General features: G+C 62.5%; 15 protein-coding genes. 4 read left to right on the plus strand and 11 right to left on the minus strand.

The window, feature by feature from the left end:
- Positions 1 to 148: 148 nt before the first annotated feature.
- The 3 genes from FEZ60_RS08155 (at position 149) to FEZ60_RS08165 (ending at position 2,854) form a co-directional block, all read left to right on the plus strand.
- Positions 149 to 1,318: an SRPBCC family protein gene (locus FEZ60_RS08155; protein WP_138871844.1), complete on the plus strand. Its 1,170-nt coding sequence runs from the start codon at positions 149 to 151 to the stop codon at positions 1,316 to 1,318.
- Positions 1,319 to 1,334: 16 nt separating this feature from the next.
- Positions 1,335 to 2,486, plus strand: coding sequence for an acyl-CoA dehydrogenase family protein (locus FEZ60_RS08160; RefSeq protein WP_172935867.1), 1,152 nt, complete (start codon positions 1,335 to 1,337; stop codon positions 2,484 to 2,486).
- A 68-nt stretch (positions 2,487 to 2,554) separates the two neighbouring features.
- Positions 2,555 to 2,854 carry an antibiotic biosynthesis monooxygenase family protein gene (locus FEZ60_RS08165; RefSeq protein WP_172935868.1) on the plus strand — a complete coding sequence of 100 codons (300 nt, stop codon included), beginning with the start codon at positions 2,555 to 2,557 and terminating at the stop codon, positions 2,852 to 2,854.
- Positions 2,855 to 2,914: 60 nt separating this feature from the next.
- Here the strand turns inward: FEZ60_RS08165 and FEZ60_RS08170 are convergent, their stop codons facing one another.
- The 8 genes from FEZ60_RS08170 to FEZ60_RS08205 form a co-directional block, all read right to left on the minus strand.
- Positions 2,915 to 5,359, minus strand: coding sequence for a CoA transferase (locus FEZ60_RS08170; protein WP_172935869.1), 2,445 nt, complete (start codon positions 5,357 to 5,359; stop codon positions 2,915 to 2,917).
- Positions 5,360 to 5,413: 54 nt separating this feature from the next.
- The gene (locus tag FEZ60_RS08175; protein WP_172935870.1) at positions 5,414 to 6,874 is read right to left on the minus strand and encodes an aldehyde dehydrogenase; all 1,461 of its coding nucleotides are present in this window, start codon (positions 6,872 to 6,874) and stop codon (positions 5,414 to 5,416) included.
- A gap of 28 nt (positions 6,875 to 6,902) precedes the next feature.
- On the minus strand, positions 6,903 to 8,087 hold the full coding sequence (locus FEZ60_RS08180) for a transporter (protein WP_172935871.1): 1,185 nt from the start codon (positions 8,085 to 8,087) through the stop codon (positions 6,903 to 6,905).
- Positions 8,084 to 8,512 carry an OB-fold domain-containing protein gene (locus tag FEZ60_RS08185; RefSeq protein ID WP_172935872.1) on the minus strand — a complete coding sequence of 143 codons (429 nt, stop codon included), beginning with the start codon at positions 8,510 to 8,512 and terminating at the stop codon, positions 8,084 to 8,086. The genes FEZ60_RS08180 and FEZ60_RS08185 overlap by 4 nt, the downstream gene beginning before the upstream one ends.
- Positions 8,509 to 8,823 carry a hypothetical protein gene (locus tag FEZ60_RS08190; RefSeq protein WP_138871837.1) on the minus strand — a complete coding sequence of 105 codons (315 nt, stop codon included), beginning with the start codon at positions 8,821 to 8,823 and terminating at the stop codon, positions 8,509 to 8,511. The genes FEZ60_RS08185 and FEZ60_RS08190 overlap by 4 nt, the downstream gene beginning before the upstream one ends.
- 92 nt (positions 8,824 to 8,915) lie before the next feature.
- Positions 8,916 to 10,397, minus strand: a complete 1,482-nt coding sequence (locus FEZ60_RS08195; protein ID WP_172935873.1) for an acetyl-CoA acetyltransferase — start codon at positions 10,395 to 10,397, stop codon at positions 8,916 to 8,918.
- Positions 10,394 to 11,431 (minus strand): LLM class F420-dependent oxidoreductase, encoded by a 1,038-nt coding sequence (locus FEZ60_RS08200; protein ID WP_172935874.1) that lies wholly within the window; start codon positions 11,429 to 11,431, stop codon positions 10,394 to 10,396. The genes FEZ60_RS08195 and FEZ60_RS08200 overlap by 4 nt, the downstream gene beginning before the upstream one ends.
- A 34-nt stretch (positions 11,432 to 11,465) precedes the next feature.
- Positions 11,466 to 12,275 (minus strand): enoyl-CoA hydratase-related protein, encoded by an 810-nt coding sequence (locus FEZ60_RS08205; protein WP_138871834.1) that lies wholly within the window; start codon positions 12,273 to 12,275, stop codon positions 11,466 to 11,468.
- A 150-nt stretch (positions 12,276 to 12,425) separates the two neighbouring features.
- Between FEZ60_RS08205 and FEZ60_RS08210 the strand changes: the two genes are divergently transcribed.
- Complete coding sequence (locus FEZ60_RS08210; RefSeq protein ID WP_172935875.1) at positions 12,426 to 13,262, plus strand: glucose 1-dehydrogenase; 837 nt, start codon at positions 12,426 to 12,428, stop codon at positions 13,260 to 13,262.
- 80 nt (positions 13,263 to 13,342) lie between these two features.
- On the opposite strand, the gene FEZ60_RS08215 is transcribed toward FEZ60_RS08210, so the two are convergent.
- From FEZ60_RS08215 to FEZ60_RS08225, 3 genes are read right to left on the minus strand one after another with little or no spacing between them, the layout of a single operon-like run.
- A complete protein-coding gene (locus FEZ60_RS08215) occupies positions 13,343 to 14,065 on the minus strand; it encodes an ABC transporter ATP-binding protein (protein ID WP_172935876.1) in 723 nt (240 codons plus the stop codon).
- A complete protein-coding gene (locus tag FEZ60_RS08220; protein WP_172935877.1) occupies positions 14,062 to 14,754 on the minus strand; it encodes an ABC transporter ATP-binding protein in 693 nt (230 codons plus the stop codon). Before FEZ60_RS08220 ends, FEZ60_RS08215 begins: the two co-directional genes overlap by 4 nt.
- Positions 14,754 to 16,751, minus strand: coding sequence for an ABC transporter permease (locus tag FEZ60_RS08225; protein WP_172935878.1), 1,998 nt, complete (start codon positions 16,749 to 16,751; stop codon positions 14,754 to 14,756). The genes FEZ60_RS08220 and FEZ60_RS08225 overlap by 1 nt, the downstream gene beginning before the upstream one ends.
- Positions 16,752 to 16,776: the final 25 nt, after the last annotated feature.

The following is a 16,776-nucleotide window of genomic DNA, read 5'->3' on the forward strand; positions in this document are numbered from 1 at the left end:
ATCGCTCCTTATCTGCCCATCTTGTGCCCTAAATCTAATGACTATCGGTAAACTTCGCAACGAAATCGAGATGGCCGAGGGTTTACACCTAAACCTATATGAGTTAGATTTACGGCAATCAAGACGCACACCAACGTAAGGACGAGCCATGACTGAAGTCGGAGCACCCCGCGAGGAACGCATTCGCCGGACCTTGGATCACTTGCGCAACGACACCACGGACGATTTCGGACACCTCACGTGGTTCCGTCCCGAGGAATTCCGGGACACCGACATCGCCAAACTCGAACGCGACCGCATCTTCGGCCGCGTCCCGTCGATCGTCGCTCACGGATCCGAGATCCCGAAGGCCGGCGACTTCTTCACCCTGCAGATGCCGCGCAACAACGTCATCGTCGTTCGTCAGCGTGACGGCAGCGTCAAGACTCTCGTGAACGTGTGCCGACACCGCGGCGCCATGGTCGAGAAGGAAGAGAAGGGTCGCTGCCGGCTCTTCTCGTGCCCGTACCATCGCTGGTCGTACGACACCGACGGCAGCCTGCGCACCATTACCCGAGAGAACACGTTCGGCGAGACCGATCAGTCGGACATGGGTTTGATCTCATTACCCACCGAGGAGCGCCACGGTTTCATCTGGGTGGTGGACGACGCCGACGCCACCATCGACGTCGCAGACTGGCTGGGTCCGGACATGGATGCGATCATGTCTGGCTACGACATCGAATCGCTGACCTGCTTCCGCGCAGAAGGTTTCGACGAGCCGGTCAACTGGAAGCTCATGCAGGACGCCTTCCTCGACGGCTACCACATTCAGTACGCGCATCCGAACAGTGCCGCCAAGCACATCCATACCAACGTCATGGCATTCGAAGATTTCGGTCGCCACTGCCGCTTCGTCACCCCACGTAAGTCCATCGATCGCTGGATCGAGGAGGATCCCGGAAGCCGGAGCCTAGCGAACGACGTGACCGAGAGCCATCTCGTCGGCCCGAACAGCACGCTGCTTCGTCAACCCGACCACTTCCAGCTCCTGACATTCCGGCCGCACCCCACAGATCCGCAGCGTTGCCGGATGGAAATGCGTGTGATGGTTCCGCCCGTCGAAAAGACGGAGTTTTCGCAAGAAAAGTGGGAGCGCCGCTGGAACAAGAACTGGGAAATTCTCCTGGCCGTCCTGCATGCCGAGGATTTCCCACTGTTGCGCGACTCCCAGGTCGGTCTGACCAGTGCAAGTGCCGGCCGCATGGTGCTGGGCCAGAACGAGGTCGCAAACCAGGTATTCCGTCGCGAAACGCAGAAGCTGCTCGACCAGAACTGAATTGGAGATAAAGCAAGTGGAAAGTGATCTGTTCGAGAGCGATCATCTGTTGTTCCGCGACTCCGTGCGCTCGTACGTCGAGAAGCACGTTGTACCCAACCTCGAAAAGTGGGACGCCGATCGTCTGATCGACCGCGAAACCTGGCTGGCCGCAGGCAAACAAGGGCTCCTGGGGTTGTCCGTCCCCGAAGAATACGGTGGACCAGGCGAGGTGGACTACCGCTTCCGCGTGGTCGTCCAGGCTGAAATCGCGCGGGTCGGAGCGTCAGCCCTTCAGTCGGGCTTCTCGACCAACGACGACATCGTGCTCAACTACCTGCTCCGCCACGCAAACGAGGAACAGCGCAGACGCTGGCTCCCCGGCTTCGTCACCGGACAGACCATCGGCGCCATCGCGATGAGCGAGCCCATTGCGGGTAGTGACCTGCGCGCCATCGGGACTACCGCCGTGGCGGATGGAACGGACTGGGTGATCAACGGTTCGAAGACGTTCATCACCAGTGGCATCCTGGCCGACCTGGTGATCGTGTTTGCCAAGACGGATCCCGACGCAGGCTCCCGTGGATTCAGCCTGTTTGTCGTCGAGGAAGGAATGCCGGGGTTCAGTCGAGGACGCAAACTCGACAAGATGGGCCTGCACGCGCAGGACACTGCGGAACTCTTCTTCGAGGACGTACGAGTTCCCCAGGAGAACCTCCTCGGCGAACTCGGATCCGGCTTCGCCTATCTGATGCAGAGTTTGCCTCTCGAGCGCCTGGGCATCGGTATCGCCGCCCAGGTCTCCGCGGAAGCGGTGTTCGGATGGACGCTCGACTACGTCAAGGAGCGCACCGCCTTCGGCAAGAAGATCGGCGAGTTCCAAGGCCTGGGTTTCACGTTGGCGGAATTGCAGACGGCGATCGAGGTCTCCCGGGCATACATCGACCGTTGCGTCCGTGCGCACAACGCCGGAACGCTCACGGCGGTCGACGCCGCGAAGGCAAAGCTGTGGGCCACAGAGTTGCAGGGACGAGTCAACGACGCCGGCGTTCAGTTCCACGGCGGGTACGGCTACATGATGGAGTACCCCGTCGCAAAGGCATACATCGACGCGCGCATCCAACGTATCTACGGTGGCACGAATGAAATCATGAAGGAAATCATTCACCGAGATCTACTGAAGGCGTAGCACTCTCATGACTGTGGGGTGGACCGGACCGGTCCACCCCACAGTCGTATCCGGAAAGCGGGGACACGATGATAGAAGAACACGCGATGCTGACCGTCAGCGCCGGCAGCGAAACCGAGTTCGAAGCGGCGTTCCATCTCGCGAAGCCGGTGATGGAGTCTGCGCCAGGATGTCTGCGCGCCGACCTGTTGCCCAGCGTCGACCGGAAACACACGTATCTGTTGCGGGTTCGGTGGGAAACACTCGAATCGCACACTCGAACATTCCCGGGTACCGGGCAGGCCCGTGAATGCGGCCGCATATTACAACCGTTTCTCGCAGGTCCGCCGCGTGTGACGCACTACCTGACGCCCATCACCTCCGGGTGAATCGCCTGCGCGGCCGCCCCCGGGAAACAGGGACGGCCGCGGCGGAGGAAGTCTGGCGGATCAGACCAATTCCTCTGCTGATCTTCGTGATTCATGCGCTCGGTCGTCGGCAGGAGGCTGCAGCACAGAAGTGCGGACCAGGTGGTCGACCTCGGCGGAACTGAGTCCGAGGAGGGATTCCGCGATCTCGCGGGTCTGTTCGCCGGCGATCGGGGCCTGCCGAAGTTCCGGATCCGCGATGGTGCCGAAGCGAACCAGCCGAGTTGCGGCCGGTAGTTTCGCTGGGAGCAAACTGTGTTCGATCTCGGTATAGGCATTGCGCGCCGTCAACTGAGGATCGGTGAGCAGTTCGGGAAGCCGTACCATCGCACCGGCCGGGATTCCCGCAGCCTGCAACTGGTTCATGGCCTCAGCCGGTGACCAATTCGAAAGCCACTGGGAAAGAACATGATCAACCTTGTCCCGATTGAGCACCCGAGCTGCCGACGTTGCGCAGTCGACATCCTCGACAAGGTCTTCACGACCGATCACTACGCACAATCTGGCCCAGTCCTCGTCATCACGAACGGTGACGACACACCACTCGTCGTCGCCGGCACACGCGAAGACACCGGACGGTGCGGCATACGGATCCGAATTGCCGGACGCAACAATCGATCCCGGAGCCAACGACTCCGCGGTCAGCAAACTACCCAGATGAACAAGCGCTGTATCGGACTGCACCACTTCCACGATATTTCCGGTTCCGGTGTGCGCACGCTGGATCAGCGTGGCAAGTACTGCCACGGCCCCCGCTTGTGCAGCGATATGGTCCGGATAGACCGTCGACCCGTCACACAGCAGTTCTGCGTCGTCCGGATACCGCCACAACGCCGATACTCCGCCGGACGCCCGGACCAACGGTCCGTACCCCATTCGCTTACTCCACGGTCCGGTACTCCCGAAGGCACTGGACTCGTGAACGATGATGCGCGGATTGATCTCGGCAAGTTCGTCGTACGAGAGCCCCATCGACTTCAGTGTGCCCGGCTTGAAATTGGCCAGAACCAGATCAGCGTCGGCAGCCAGTTGTCGGAACAGCGCCAGTCCCTCCGGATTTCGCAGGTCGACGCCAAAGCTGCGCTTGTTGCGATGCCCCCAGGCCACGGAGGCCGCGAGCGCCGATCCGCGCTTCGACTGACGAAGACCGTCCGGGAAATTAGCGTTTTCGATCTTGACGACGTCGGCCCCGAAGTCCGCGAACTGTCTGCCGAGTTCGGCGCCGAACACGACAACGCCCAGATCCAGGACACGCAGCCCCGCGAGAGGGCGTTCGCCGGATGCGCGATCCGCGGCGGGAACGGGCGAGGGCGTCGATCGGGCCGCGACGGCCCCCTGATGCTCACCGAGTTGTGGTGCACGCGTGCGGAAACCGATACGGTTCCCACCGATCGAACCGTAACCCGACGGCACTCGAGCATGCAGATTCGGTGCGATTTCAGCGTCGATCAGCGCGCCGGACGCCTGGAAGTGCTCAGCCGCAAGTACTTCGCTCGGTGCCAGGACGCCGCCGACCGGGATACCCCGCGCTGCGCCCTGGGCAACAAGTTCGTCCCTGGTCTCGCCGGCAAACAACTCGGCGATCAGCGGATGCAGCCGATCGGCCGCCGCAAAACGAGCCGGAATCGTGTCGTATTTCGGATCGGCGAATTCTTCTGGACTACCAAGCCATTCGAACATCGATCGCCACTGTCGCTTGGCCAGGAGGCAGATCCGCACCTGTCCGTCGGCGCACGCGAAGACCGGGTAGAAGTTGGAGGCGTTGGGCCGTCCGCGAGGAAAGTCCTCGGTTCGGCCCGCAGCGGCAGATCCCTGCGTCCCGAACCCCGGGTCGAACCCGTGGACGACAACTTCGTAGGCGGAGACGTCGATGATGTCGCCCCGGCCAGTGGTCAACCTGTTGTAGTAGGCCAGCAGCGCCGCCCAAGCGGCGTGCACGCTCACCGTTCCCTCGGCCAACCCCGCCGGCGGTAGCAGCGGCTCTCTGCCCGGCGCCCCGGATCGCGACAGCACACCGCTCATCGCATACAGGACCGGCTCGGTGACGGCCCAATCACGGTACGGGCCGGTGCGCCCGAACGGCGAGATGGACATCCACACGAGTTCGGGGTTATGCGCCGTCAATTCGGCTGCGCCGATGCCTCGTTCGTCCAACCAACCCGGTCGCAGCGATTCGATCAAGATATCGGCCCCGGCCGCGAGAGCGCGCAGCTCGCCGCGGCCCGACTCCGATTCGACGTCGAGCACGATGCCGAGCTTGTTGGCATTGCGCAGAGCAAACGGAATGCTGACACCGCCGCGAATCGGCTCAGCCGTCCGTGATGCAGATCCACCGGGCAACTCGATGCGGATCACCTCGGCACCGAGATCGGCGAGATACCGGCTGCTGGACTCACCCAATCCGTCGGTGATATCCAGTACGCGTATCCCGGTCAGTGGTGTTGTCGGTGTTGTCGGTGTTGTCATCGGAATGCTCCAATCGTCTCGCCGCGCGCGTGCGGCTGGGACCCTTCGGGCGGGTCAGCGAGTCGCGAGATAGATCGACTTCGCGCTGTAATAGGGACGGAGTCCTTCCGGCCCGAGTTCACGGCCGAGTCCGGATGCTTTGACGCCACCGAACGGGGCTGCCAGATCCAATTCGTAGTGGTTGACTCCGACAGTGCCACTGTGGATTTGCGATGCCAGGGCCAAACCGTGCTCTTCGTCGGAGGTCCACACCGTGCCGCCGAGCCCGTATTCGGAATCGTTGGCGATGGCAACGGCCTCCGCCTCGTCGCCGTACGGAGTGATCGTCAGGACGGGACCGAAGATTTCCTCCTGGGCGATACGCGCAGCGTTGTCGACACCCTCGAATACCGTCGGTTCGACGAACCACCCGATCGGCTGATCGGCAGGTACTGCTCCGCCGGTGGTGATGCGGTGGCCGGCACTCCGCCCGTCCTCGACGTACCCGAGAACACGATCGCGTTGTGCCGCGCTGACCAATGGTCCGATCTGAGTGGACTTTTCGAGCGGATCACCGACCAGCAGAGCGCGAACGGTCTCGGTCACCGCCTCGACCACTGCGTCGTAGCGTGATCGCGGGGCCAGGATCCTGGTGCTGGCGTGGCAGGTCTGGCCGTTGTTGACCAGCGAGACTCCCAGCAGACCCGCCGCGAAAACGGAGAGGTCTGCATCATCTGCCACGATCGCAGCGGATTTTCCACCGAGCTCGAGTGTGACCGGTCGCAACAATCGACCACACACCTCGCCGATTGCGCGTCCTGCCACAGTGGAACCGGTGAACGCGACCTTGTCGACACCGGGATGCTCGACGAGATAAGCACCCGCTTCCCGCCCTGCCGGTACGACGTTGAGGACGCCGGCCGGCAAACCGGCTTCCTCTGCCGCCTCGGCAAACGCATACGCGTCGAGTGCTGTCTCCGGTGCGGGCTTGAGCACGACGGTGCAGCCCGCAGCCAGTGCCGGAGCAATCTTCATGGCGGCCAGCGGTTGTGGATAGTTCCACGGAGTGATCGCAGCGACAACACCAACAGGTTCGTTGCGGACGACGGTCCGACCGCCGAACGCGCTGGGGCGCACGTCCTCGGTGGGGGCGTTGCGAATCAACGACGCGTAGTAGCTGACCATGACGGATGGTCCGAAACCGTTGACGCTGCCGGACAACGAGATAGGCATACCGTTCTCACGGCTCACCAGTGCCGCGGTCTCGCGGCCTCGGGACTTGAGAGCCGCCGCGAACCGGTCCAGCAGGTCGGCACGCTCGGAGTTGCCGAGCGCTGCCCACGGGCCTCGCAATGCTTCCCGCGCCGCTGCCACCGCGGCGTCGATGTCACCGACGCCGGCCATCGCAGCGGTGCCGAGAACCTTCTCCGTCGCGGCCTCCACGACGTCGAAGCTTGCGCCCTGCAGCGGCGCGACCCATCGGCCGCCGATGAACAGCGATTCCCTGTTCACGCTCGTGTTGTCCGCGTTTCCCATGCCGGTCCTTTCGGGTGGTTCGATGAGCTCAGAGCGCGTCGGCGTGCGCAAACAGCGTCGAGCTGACGATCGGAGCCATCGGACCACCGATGAACAACGACGTCTTTGCATCTGCAACTTGATTGGTGGATGTGCCTCGAAGCTGCCGCACGGCCTCGACTGCAAGTCCCATGCCGTTGACAAAGGAATCGGCGATGTTGCCGCCGCTGGTGTTGATCGGCAGCTTGCCAGTCGGTGCCGTCAGGTTTTCGACGGTCAGCACGTCGCCGGCCGCAGGGCCGGACGGCGCCAGCCCGTGATCGATCAGTGCCGAGACCGCTGGCCCGGAGAAGTTCTCGTAGACCTGGACGACGTCGACGTCGGACGGGCCGATCCCGGCTGCCGCCCACAGTCGATCTGCGACGCCGGGCCGGCCGTCTACCCCAGCGAAACCTGCACTCGTGTACTGGTTGTCGTTGTCGATGATCGACGAGTATCCGCCAGGCGCACCCTGCGCGCCGGCCAGAACGTAGGCCGGGGTCTGTCGAAGATCGCGGGCACGTTCCGCGGACACGAGAATCAAGGCAACTGCCCCGTCGCTCTCACGCGAGCAGTCGAACAGATGGAACGGCTCGGTGATGAGGCGCGAGTTCTCGTAGGTGTCGATATCGAGCGGTCGGCCGTATCCCTGTGCGGTGGGGTTGTTCTGGGCGTGCTGGTACGCGGCGAGCACGAGTGATCGCATCGCCTCGCGCGGCACTCCGTCATGTTCGAGCAGTCGTTGCGTACGCAGGGCGCAGACCTGAGCCGGTGAGCCGACTCCGTGAGCGAGAAAGTGTGGGCCGTAGTGGTACTTGGCGTAGCCGAGGCGCCCGGTGTCCTCCTGCGACATCGCGCGATAGACCGCGACGACGTCAGCTTGCCCCGACGCGATCGCGACGACGGCATTGTTGACGGCCGCAGCGACGGTCCCGCCGCCGCCGCCCCACATCATGTTCGACCATTTCACGTCGTTCACCATGAGCGCGCCGCCGATGACCGCACCGTCGTTCGAACCGCCTGCGTAGGAGACGAATCCGTCGATCTCACGCGGCGAGATGCCGGCGTCGGCGCAGGCCGCGACTATTGCTTCCAGCGTCATCCGCTGCTCACCGTGCGGGCCTTCGCCCCGGCGGTAATGGTGTTCGGCGACTCCGACGACGGCAGCAGCTCCGCGCAATGCAATCGAGCTCATACCCGTCCTTCCTTACGGCTCCAACGCAGCATCGGCCACGTCGCGCCCTGATCAGTTTCGAAGTGTCCGACAACCGTGTCGCCGATCTGGACGGCATCTGCGTCGGCACCCGTGAGAATGCCGAGGACCCTTCGATTTCCGGCATCGGGAAGTTCCACGAGAACCGTCAAGTACGGAACCTTGGCAGCTAGTTCCGTCACGAACGGGTACCAACTTCGGGACCACGAGTACACGGTGCCAACCGGTTCGACCGCCTCCCAGGCGGGATCGAAGGTGTGGCATGAACCGCACATCCATTGTGGGCCCCAGATCCAGGTCCGGCACTGTGTGCACCGCTGCAATCGCAGCTCACCCGCGCGCAGTCCGTCCCAGTACGGCTGATCGAGTCCGTCCGCGGTCGGTCCCCACGGCTCTTCGCCGCTCACTTCGATTCACCTGCTGCGGCGAAGTTCTCGAGCCTGGCGGCCTTCCAGGATCCGTCGTGTAGCTCCCAGATCGAGCGCAATCCGATAACACCCGTCGGGGTGTTGTACACGGTCTCCCCGATGCGCAGATCGCCCTCGGCACGCACATCCTTGATCTCGTGGCTGTCCACGGCGCCACGTGGCACGACAACACCGTCGAATACGGTTGGGAGGTTCTCGGCGACCATGTCCGCGATCGCGGATTTCATGTCGCCGGACACCACGTAGCCCACATGGCGCTCGTACAGTGCGCGGAAGTCTTCGATCGACATTGCCGAACCTTTCTCCGATTATCGGATCCGTGTGCTCCTGCACCGAATCCCGCAATAGTTTTACCTTAAGCCTTTAGATAAATGTGGTCAATCTACCGAAACCGAAAAGATCCGTCCGCGGATACCGAAACCTTTGCCTCGGCCACATCCGACTCCGTCATGCGGGCAAGCTCGTCAGCCTCGTCGGTCACCGCAAGCGTGCGTTCACCAGTAGCAATGCGGGCGGCAACAAAACCCTTCTCGGGCTTGCCCTCCCGGTCATACACAACGGTGAAGGACTCGATGCTCGCGGCACCTTCGTACGACGTCAACGCTGTTGTTGTCGGTTCGGAATCAACTCGCGCCTGCACGTCTTCACAGCGGAATCCCGTCGCCGCCGGCTCGGTACGGTAAACGCCGAACGCATGCTTGCTCAAGTACCCACTGTTCGCGGTCAGCAGACCCCACGCCCCCGGATCGGCTCGCAGTTTCGTGGTCAGTGTCGCGATCGCGTGAGTGCTGTAGTTGTTCCAGGGTCCGCCGGCAAATGTGAGTCCACCGGTCTGCGTCAGCGGCTGAGACGGATCGCCCAGCGCCAACCCCAACTCTTTTGCCGCAACCTGCACCGCAGACGGGAAGCACGAATACACGTCCACCAGGGAAACGTCGGCGATACCGATCCCGGCCAGTTCGAGCGCGCGAGCACCGGCGATCCGAATCGCGGGCGAACGATCGAGCGCTGCGCGTTCCGCGACAGCATAGGTGTCGTGCGCTTCGGTTCCGGACTGCGGAAACACCCAGTTCTCGCGCGGAATACCCAGCTGCTGAGCGGTCCCGACAGAGCACATCAACAGGGCCGCAGCCTGTTCCACCATATTGTTGGAGTTGAGAAGCTTTGTGTACGGCCAGGCGATCGGACGATTCTCCGGCGACGGCGTCGTAATCTCGGAAGGTGAGTACTCACGTTGCGTCCAGGCGTGTGGATTAGTGGCAGCAACTCGAGAAAATCCGGACCACAGCGAGCCGATGTGATCGCGATGGTCGGAATCCGTACGGCCCGAGGAGATTCGCAGCGCCTGCTCGAACAACGGGTACAGATACGCCGGGCGATCGAGCCCGATGCGTCGTTCACTCTCCGCCGTCATCGGCACCTCGGGAACGAGGATCGGCGCCGACGGGACCGAATCGCCTTGCACCGTCCACTCCGGGCGCTCCCCCTTGGCGCGCAACTTCATTCGGGTACGCCACGACTCCGCACCACCGATCAACACGACATCAGCGCGTCCGGCTGCGATGTCCAGGGCTGCGCCGTTGACCAGAACCTGTGGCGAACTACCACCGCTACCGGTGTATCCGGTTGTGCGCGGCACCGCACCGATTCGCTCCCCGACAAGGGCGCCAGGATCGCGATACTTCCACGACAACATGCCGACGATGCGCACGGAGTCCACGAGCTCGAGCAGCCTTGCCGAGCCCGCTTCTGCTGCAGCCTCGCGAGCTGCCGAGACAATCAGATCTACCGGTTCGATGCCTCCGGAGCGCTCGTTGATCTGTCCGCCGCCGACCAGAATCGGGGTTCTCGGGTCCAGCGTCATGACATCACCGCGTCGAGGATCCGTTCGCGGTTCTCCGGTTTCGGCCAGCCGCCCAGAATCAACGTCGTCAGACAGGTCTTCTTCCATTTGCCGACAATTTCGTCGATGATCTTGTCAGCGGGTCCGACCAGAGCGACATCTTCCACCATCTCAGTGGGCACTGCCTGCGCCGCGAGCTCCGGACGACCGCTGAGGTACAGCTCCTGAATCTCGGAACACACCTCGCCCCAACCCATTCGGGTAAAGACGTCGTTGTGGAAGTTCGCACCCTTTGCACCCATCCCGCCGGCGTACAGAGCAACAGTCGGTTTGAGCCTTGCGGCTGCCTTTTCGACGTCGTCGTGCTCGACGAGCCAGCATGTGTTGGCGATTTCGAAATCCGATTCGCTCCGGCGGGCACCATCACGGGCAAATCCCTCGGCCAGCGCCGCGCGGTAGAACTCGTCGCTCTTGGGCGAGAACCACAGCGGTGTCCATCCGTCGGCGATCTCCGCGGCCAACGCGACGTTCTTGGGCCCCTCAGCGCCAAGGTAAACCGGAATGTCGCTACGCAGGGGGTGGACGATCGACTTGAGCGGCTTACCGAGCCCGGTTCCGCCGTCGAACGGCAGTTGGTAGTGCCGGCCCTGGTACGCGACGGGCTTCTCACGGGCCCACACCGCACGCATGATCTCGACGTATTCGCGGGTGCGCTCGAGCGGCCTGGGATACGGCTGGCCGTACCAACCCTCGACGACCTGTGGTCCGGATGCACCGATCCCGACGATCATCCGTCCACCGGACAGATGATCAACGGTCTGTGCCGCCATCGCGAGTGCGGTCGGAGTGCGGGCGGACATCTGGCACACCGCAGTGCCCAGTTTGATCGACGTTGTCCGCGCGCCCCACCACGCAAGTGGCGTCAGCGCATCGGACCCGTACGTCTCCGCTGTCCAGAAACTGTCGACGCCAAGCGCTTCTGCCTCGTCCACCATCCGCTCGACGTGACGCGGCGGACCCGAGCCCCAGTAGCCTGCGGCAATTCCAACCTTCATGTGTGCCTACTTCAATCGTCAGGGGGGTCAGGTACTAGTTGTTCCGGTACTCGGCTGGCCGCTTCTCGAGGAAAGATTGAACGGCTTCTCGGTGATCTTTTGTCAGGGCACTGAGAATCTGCGTGCGATTCTCCAAATCGATTGCGGCCCGCAGCGACGGCGCTTCGAGGTTCGACCACATGACCTCCTTGGTCATCCACACCCCGAACGGACTGTTCCTGGCGATGGCCTCGGCGGTATCGAGCGCAACATCGACGAGCTTGTCCGCGGGTTCGACCGACGAGGCGAGGCCGATCCGCTCGGCTTCGAGCGCATCGATGGAACGGCCGGTGAGCATGATCTGCGCCGCCCGGGAAAATCCGATCATGCGGGGAAGCAAGTAGCTCATGCCGATATCGCAGTTGGACAGACCCCGGCGAATGAATGCGGCGTGCAGCACCGCATCCTCTGACAAAATCCGGATGTCCGCCATGAGCGCAAGCGAGAGTCCCCCGCCCGCTGCGGCACCGTTGACCGCTGCAATGATCGGTGCCCGAACACTGCGGCACAGGTCGACAAGACTCGCGATGTGCTGCTGAACCCGCAACCCGGCTTGCGCCCGCCCCTCCCCTTCAGCGGCGCCAGGCGGTGTTCCATAACCACGCAGATCCAGACCTGCGCAGAATGCCCGTCCAACTCCGGTGAGGACGATCGCGCGGACCGTGGAATCGCGGCGAACCTCGTCCAACGTCTGATACAGCGCCTCTACGAGGTCGGCGTTCATCGAGTTGAGAGTTTCCGGGCTGTTCAGTCGGATCACCAGAACGCCGGGACGAGGCTGCTCGGTAAGGATCAGGTCGGACATTGTGTTCTCCGTCTACTCGGCCCGTCGACCGGGGCATGGAACCGTCGTACGACGGAAGTGACTGTGAAGTCTCGACATCCACAGACTAAAGACATTAGATTAAAACCTCAAGACGTTAGATAAAGAAACAATCGAAGGGGTTCTGCCACCATGACTGATCTCGCCGGAAAATCCGCCATCGTCACCGGAGCCGCAAGTGGCATCGGAGCTGCCACTGCCAGAGAGTTGGTGGCGCGCGGAGCCAAGGTTCTGATCGCCGATATCGACGATGTCCGCGGCGCATCCGTTGCCTCCTCGCTCGGCGATTCGGCAATCTACCTCCACACCGATGTGACAAGCGAAAACGACATCGCCGCAGCGGTTTCCATTGCAGTCGACCGATTCGGACGCCTTGATTGCATGGTCAACAACGCCGGACGCGTCGGATCGTGGACGTTCCTCGAAGACACGTCGGCAGATGAATGGGACAACTCATTTGCCGTGCTGGCTCGCAGTGTGTTCTTGGGCTGCAAGCATGCCTCCCGGGTCATGCGTGATCAGGGCAGCGGCAGCATCGTCAACGTCTCCTCCGTCGCCGGAGTCCGAACGGGCTTCGGCCCGCATCCCTACGGCGCCGCAAAAGCGGCAGTACTGCAGTTGACCAACACCGCCGCCATGGAACTCGCACCCTTTCGCATCCGCGTCAACGCTCTGATCCCCGGCGGCGTCGCGACCAGGATCGTCGGGCACGGCTCCGGCTTGGAAGCGGACGCACTCGACAACAGTGTCGAATCCGTCCGCCGTGGCCTTCACAAATTCCAACCGATCCCGCGCGCCGGCGAGCCCGAAGACCTCGCGCAAGCAGTGGCATACCTGGCCTCCGACGGCGCGTCCTTCGTGACCGGACAACACATCGCCGTCGACGGCGGTCTCATGCTCGGCAAGAAGTGGCCGGCCAACTACCTCGAAGAGGCACGTGCCGCCTCAACCCGGGTTTTCGAGGCCTGACCCGCAACGCGGTCCGGTTTCGCTACGTGAGTGTTCACGCAGCGAAACCGGAGGCGGCGGGCGTTCAGTGTGGCGGATGCTCAGGCAGAGCGTTGCTCGGCCGCTCCGCCCAGATACGACGATTCGAGCTCGGCTCGCCGCAACAGCAAATCGTCCCGAGTTCCGGACATCACGACGGACCCGTGCCGCAGCACATAGCCACGATCTGCCGCTTCGAGCGCAAGCTCCAGGTGCTGCTCGACCAACACGACTGCGATGCCGGTTGTGTCGGCAAGTCCCCGAAGGATGCTCACCAGTCGAGCACAGATCAGCGGTGCAAGACCCAGGCTCATCTCGTCGACCATGAGTACCTTCGGGCGTTGACGCAGTGCGCGGGCCAGCGCCAACATCTGCTGTTCGCCGCCCGAGAGAAGACCGGCCCGTCGGTCGATCAATCGCTCCAGTTCCGGAAAGAGCTCGTAGACCTGCGCCAGTTCCGACTTTCCGCGCGCACCGGCGATGATCAAATTCTCACGAACAGTCAACCCCGAGAACAACGCTCGTTCCTCAGGCACATGAGCGATTCCGGCCTTGGTCGCCGCATACGGACGCCCCGGCGCAACAACTCGCCCGCCGACGCTCACCGTTCCACCACGCGCTTTGAGAATCCCGGAGAGTGTGAGCAACGTGGACGTTTTTCCCGCACCGTTGCGTCCCAGTAGCGCAACCACTTCGCCTTCCTCGACCTCGAAGGAAACGTCTCGCACCGCGAGGGCCCGCCCGTAGCCTGCGGACAGATTGTCGACCGACAACACAGTGCTCATGCGCTTGCTCCCAGGTATGCAGTGCGGACAACTTCGGAGGACCCCACCTCGGCAGGCGTTCCGGAACCGATGACCTTCCCGAAATCGAGGACGTACACGCGATCGCAGACCGCAAAGACCAGATCGACGTCGTGGTCGATGAGCAGAATCCCGATGCCTTCGTCCGCGAGCGCTCGGATCGGCTCCACCAAGCCGATCGACTCGGACGAATCGAGTCCAGCCGCCGGTTCGTCGAGAAGAAGCAGATGTGGCTCCGAAGCCAGCGCTCGCGCGATTCCCACGAGTCGCTGATGGCCGTGCGAGAGATCCTCGGGATACGCCTGGGCAAGACCTTCGAGCCCGAATCGTTCCAGCAGAGCAACACTCGGGTCTGGCGCTGTGGATTTTGCCGCCACTCTGATGTTGTCGGCCACCGACAGATCCTGGTAGAGCTCGAGTTGCTGGAAGGTTCGCACCACTCCGGTCCTGGCCCGTCGGTGCGGAGCAAGATGTGCAATATCGTTGCCGTCGAACATGACTCGTCCTGTGGACGGAACAAATCCGGTCACAGCGTCGATGAACGTCGTCTTGCCAGCACCGTTCGGCCCGATCAAACCGACAACCTCACCGGCCGCCACCGACAGATGTGCACCGTCGAGGGCTTTGACACCGCCGAAGGCTACCGACAGTTCTTCCGTCTCGAGCAACATCACGCCTCCTTCATTCCGGCGAGCACGGGAGCCTGGTCGGATATGCCCTCGAGTTCCGAATCATGCTCGGCGCCCGTCTTGGTACCGCTGGTTCGATGCAGTTTGAGTCGATGCACCATGCCTGCCACACCCTCGGGATTCATCACTGCGCCCGCTACGAGAGCAATGGCAAGGATCAGCGATTCGTAATCGCCGAGACCCAACCACTCGTCGAGTGCTATCGACACCAAACCACCGGAGAACATCAGTGCCGCAACCAGTCCACCGGACACGCTGGAGATTCCACCGATGTAGACGACCGCCACGAGCAGCAATGACGTCATCACACTGAAAGTCTCGAATGACAGCTGTCCCTGCTGGTACGCCATCAGAGATCCACCGATTCCCGCAAGGAACGACGCAATCGTCGCGCCGATCAACTTGATGCGCGCAGCATCGATACCCGAAGCGGCAGCGGCGCGTTCACTGCTGCGGACCGCGAGCATCTGACGGCCGAGCGAACTACGACGCAGCAACGCAACCCCGATCGCAACAACCGATGCAACAGCCAGAACGAGATACCCGAACACCGGTTGCGGGAACTCCCCACCCCCGCGGATACCCAATTCCATGCCGAACAAGGAAGGCTGCGCCACCGGAGATCCAGTGAGGCCGCCGGTGAATTTCGGATTCTTGAAGATCAACTCCTCGATGGCAACCGCCGCGGCAATTGTCACGACTGCGAGGTGCAAGCCGCGAACCCGCAACGCCGGAATGGACACGATCACACCAAGAATCGTCGCAACACCGGCCGACAGAATCATCGCGACGGGGAACGGCATCCAACTGTTGCCCCCGATCTTCGCGAGGGTGAATCCGGCGACTCCTGCCAGCGACATCTGGGCCAGTGATATCTGCCCGACGTATCCGGTGAGCACTACGAGCGACAGACACAGAATCGAGGCCGTCATCGTCGTGATGAGTCCAAGCCTCCATTGCGAACTCAGGAGCGGTATTGCCACCGCGATCACAGCGATCCCCACTGCAATCAGCCACGGCCTCATCGGCCCGGCCGGTGCGGGAGGAAGCTTCTCCTCAGCGGCGCCGCGACCGGGCAGTTTGTTGCCCATCACGATCAAAGCGATGATGATCACGAGGAAGGGCAGGCCTTGTTTGAGGCCGTTCTGCGGCAACCACGGCACGGTCTGGGTGATGTAGAGCAACATCGACTGAGTGGCACCGAGAATGAAACCACCTGCGACCGCCCACGGCACGGAGGACAGACGCCCGATAAGCGCCGCGCCGAGAGCCGGAACGATCAGCATCGTGTAGGTACCAGCCTCGAGTGAGGTTGTCGGGGCAATGAGGATTCCCATCGCGGTACCGCCGACACCGGCGATCAACCAGTTGATCGCAGCCAAACGCTGCGGGCGGTAGCCGAGCAGCACAGCAGCCTTCTCATTCTCCGCCGCACCTCTCGATGCCATACCGAAACGTGTTCTGCTGATGACAAAACCGAGTATCACCGCGAGAACAATCACGATTCCCGCGAGATAGAGCCGATCTGCCGGCATCTTTGCACCAAGGACCGTCACGGCGTCATTGGGCAGGATCGGAGCAACGGACCGAGGAACCGACCCGAACCGCACCAGTACCAACGCCTGGACCGCGAGCATCACACCAACCGAGACGACGACGCGGGCCAGCGGAGGCGCCGCATGAACCGGACGGAAGCACAGAGCGTAGATCACCAGCGTCAGCAGCGCCGAATGGAGAAGAACGACGGCAAAAGCCACCAGAACTGAAGGCCTGCTGCCAAAATCGATCGAACCGATCGGTAGCACCAACACTCCCGTGGTGCGAAGGTCGGCGAACTGATAGACACCGAACAAGATCATTGCGCCGTACCCGAAATTGATGATTCCGGACGCGCGGTACGTCAAGATGAGACCGAGAGCGAAGATCGCATAGATAGCGCCGGTACCGAGACCGAGCAAACCGAAGGAGAACAATTCCACAGCACACCTCCTTTGTGGCAAAGGG

This window comes from Rhodococcus sp. MS16 (assembly GCF_013277795.1).
GTDB classification, from domain to species: domain Bacteria; phylum Actinomycetota; class Actinomycetes; order Mycobacteriales; family Mycobacteriaceae; genus Rhodococcus_F; species Rhodococcus_F globerula.

Coding starts and splice junctions, on each gene's coding strand:
- FEZ60_RS08155 (WP_138871844.1), top strand. CDS start 149: ATGACTGAAGTCGGAGCACCCCGCGAGGAACGCATTCGCCGGACCTTG.
- FEZ60_RS08165 (WP_172935868.1), top strand. CDS start 2,555: ATGATAGAAGAACACGCGATGCTGACCGTCAGCGCCGGCAGCGAAACC.
- FEZ60_RS08170 (WP_172935869.1), bottom strand. CDS start 5,359: ATGACAACACCGACAACACCGACAACACCACTGACCGGGATACGCGTA.
- FEZ60_RS08175 (WP_172935870.1), bottom strand. CDS start 6,874: ATGGGAAACGCGGACAACACGAGCGTGAACAGGGAATCGCTGTTCATC.
- FEZ60_RS08180 (WP_172935871.1), bottom strand. CDS start 8,087: ATGAGCTCGATTGCATTGCGCGGAGCTGCTGCCGTCGTCGGAGTCGCC.
- FEZ60_RS08190 (WP_138871837.1), bottom strand. CDS start 8,823: ATGTCGATCGAAGACTTCCGCGCACTGTACGAGCGCCATGTGGGCTAC.
- FEZ60_RS08195 (WP_172935873.1), bottom strand. CDS start 10,397: ATGACGCTGGACCCGAGAACCCCGATTCTGGTCGGCGGCGGACAGATC.
- FEZ60_RS08200 (WP_172935874.1), bottom strand. CDS start 11,431: ATGAAGGTTGGAATTGCCGCAGGCTACTGGGGCTCGGGTCCGCCGCGT.
- FEZ60_RS08205 (WP_138871834.1), bottom strand. CDS start 12,275: ATGTCCGACCTGATCCTTACCGAGCAGCCTCGTCCCGGCGTTCTGGTG.
- FEZ60_RS08210 (WP_172935875.1), top strand. CDS start 12,426: ATGACTGATCTCGCCGGAAAATCCGCCATCGTCACCGGAGCCGCAAGT.
- FEZ60_RS08215 (WP_172935876.1), bottom strand. CDS start 14,065: ATGAGCACTGTGTTGTCGGTCGACAATCTGTCCGCAGGCTACGGGCGG.
- FEZ60_RS08220 (WP_172935877.1), bottom strand. CDS start 14,754: ATGTTGCTCGAGACGGAAGAACTGTCGGTAGCCTTCGGCGGTGTCAAA.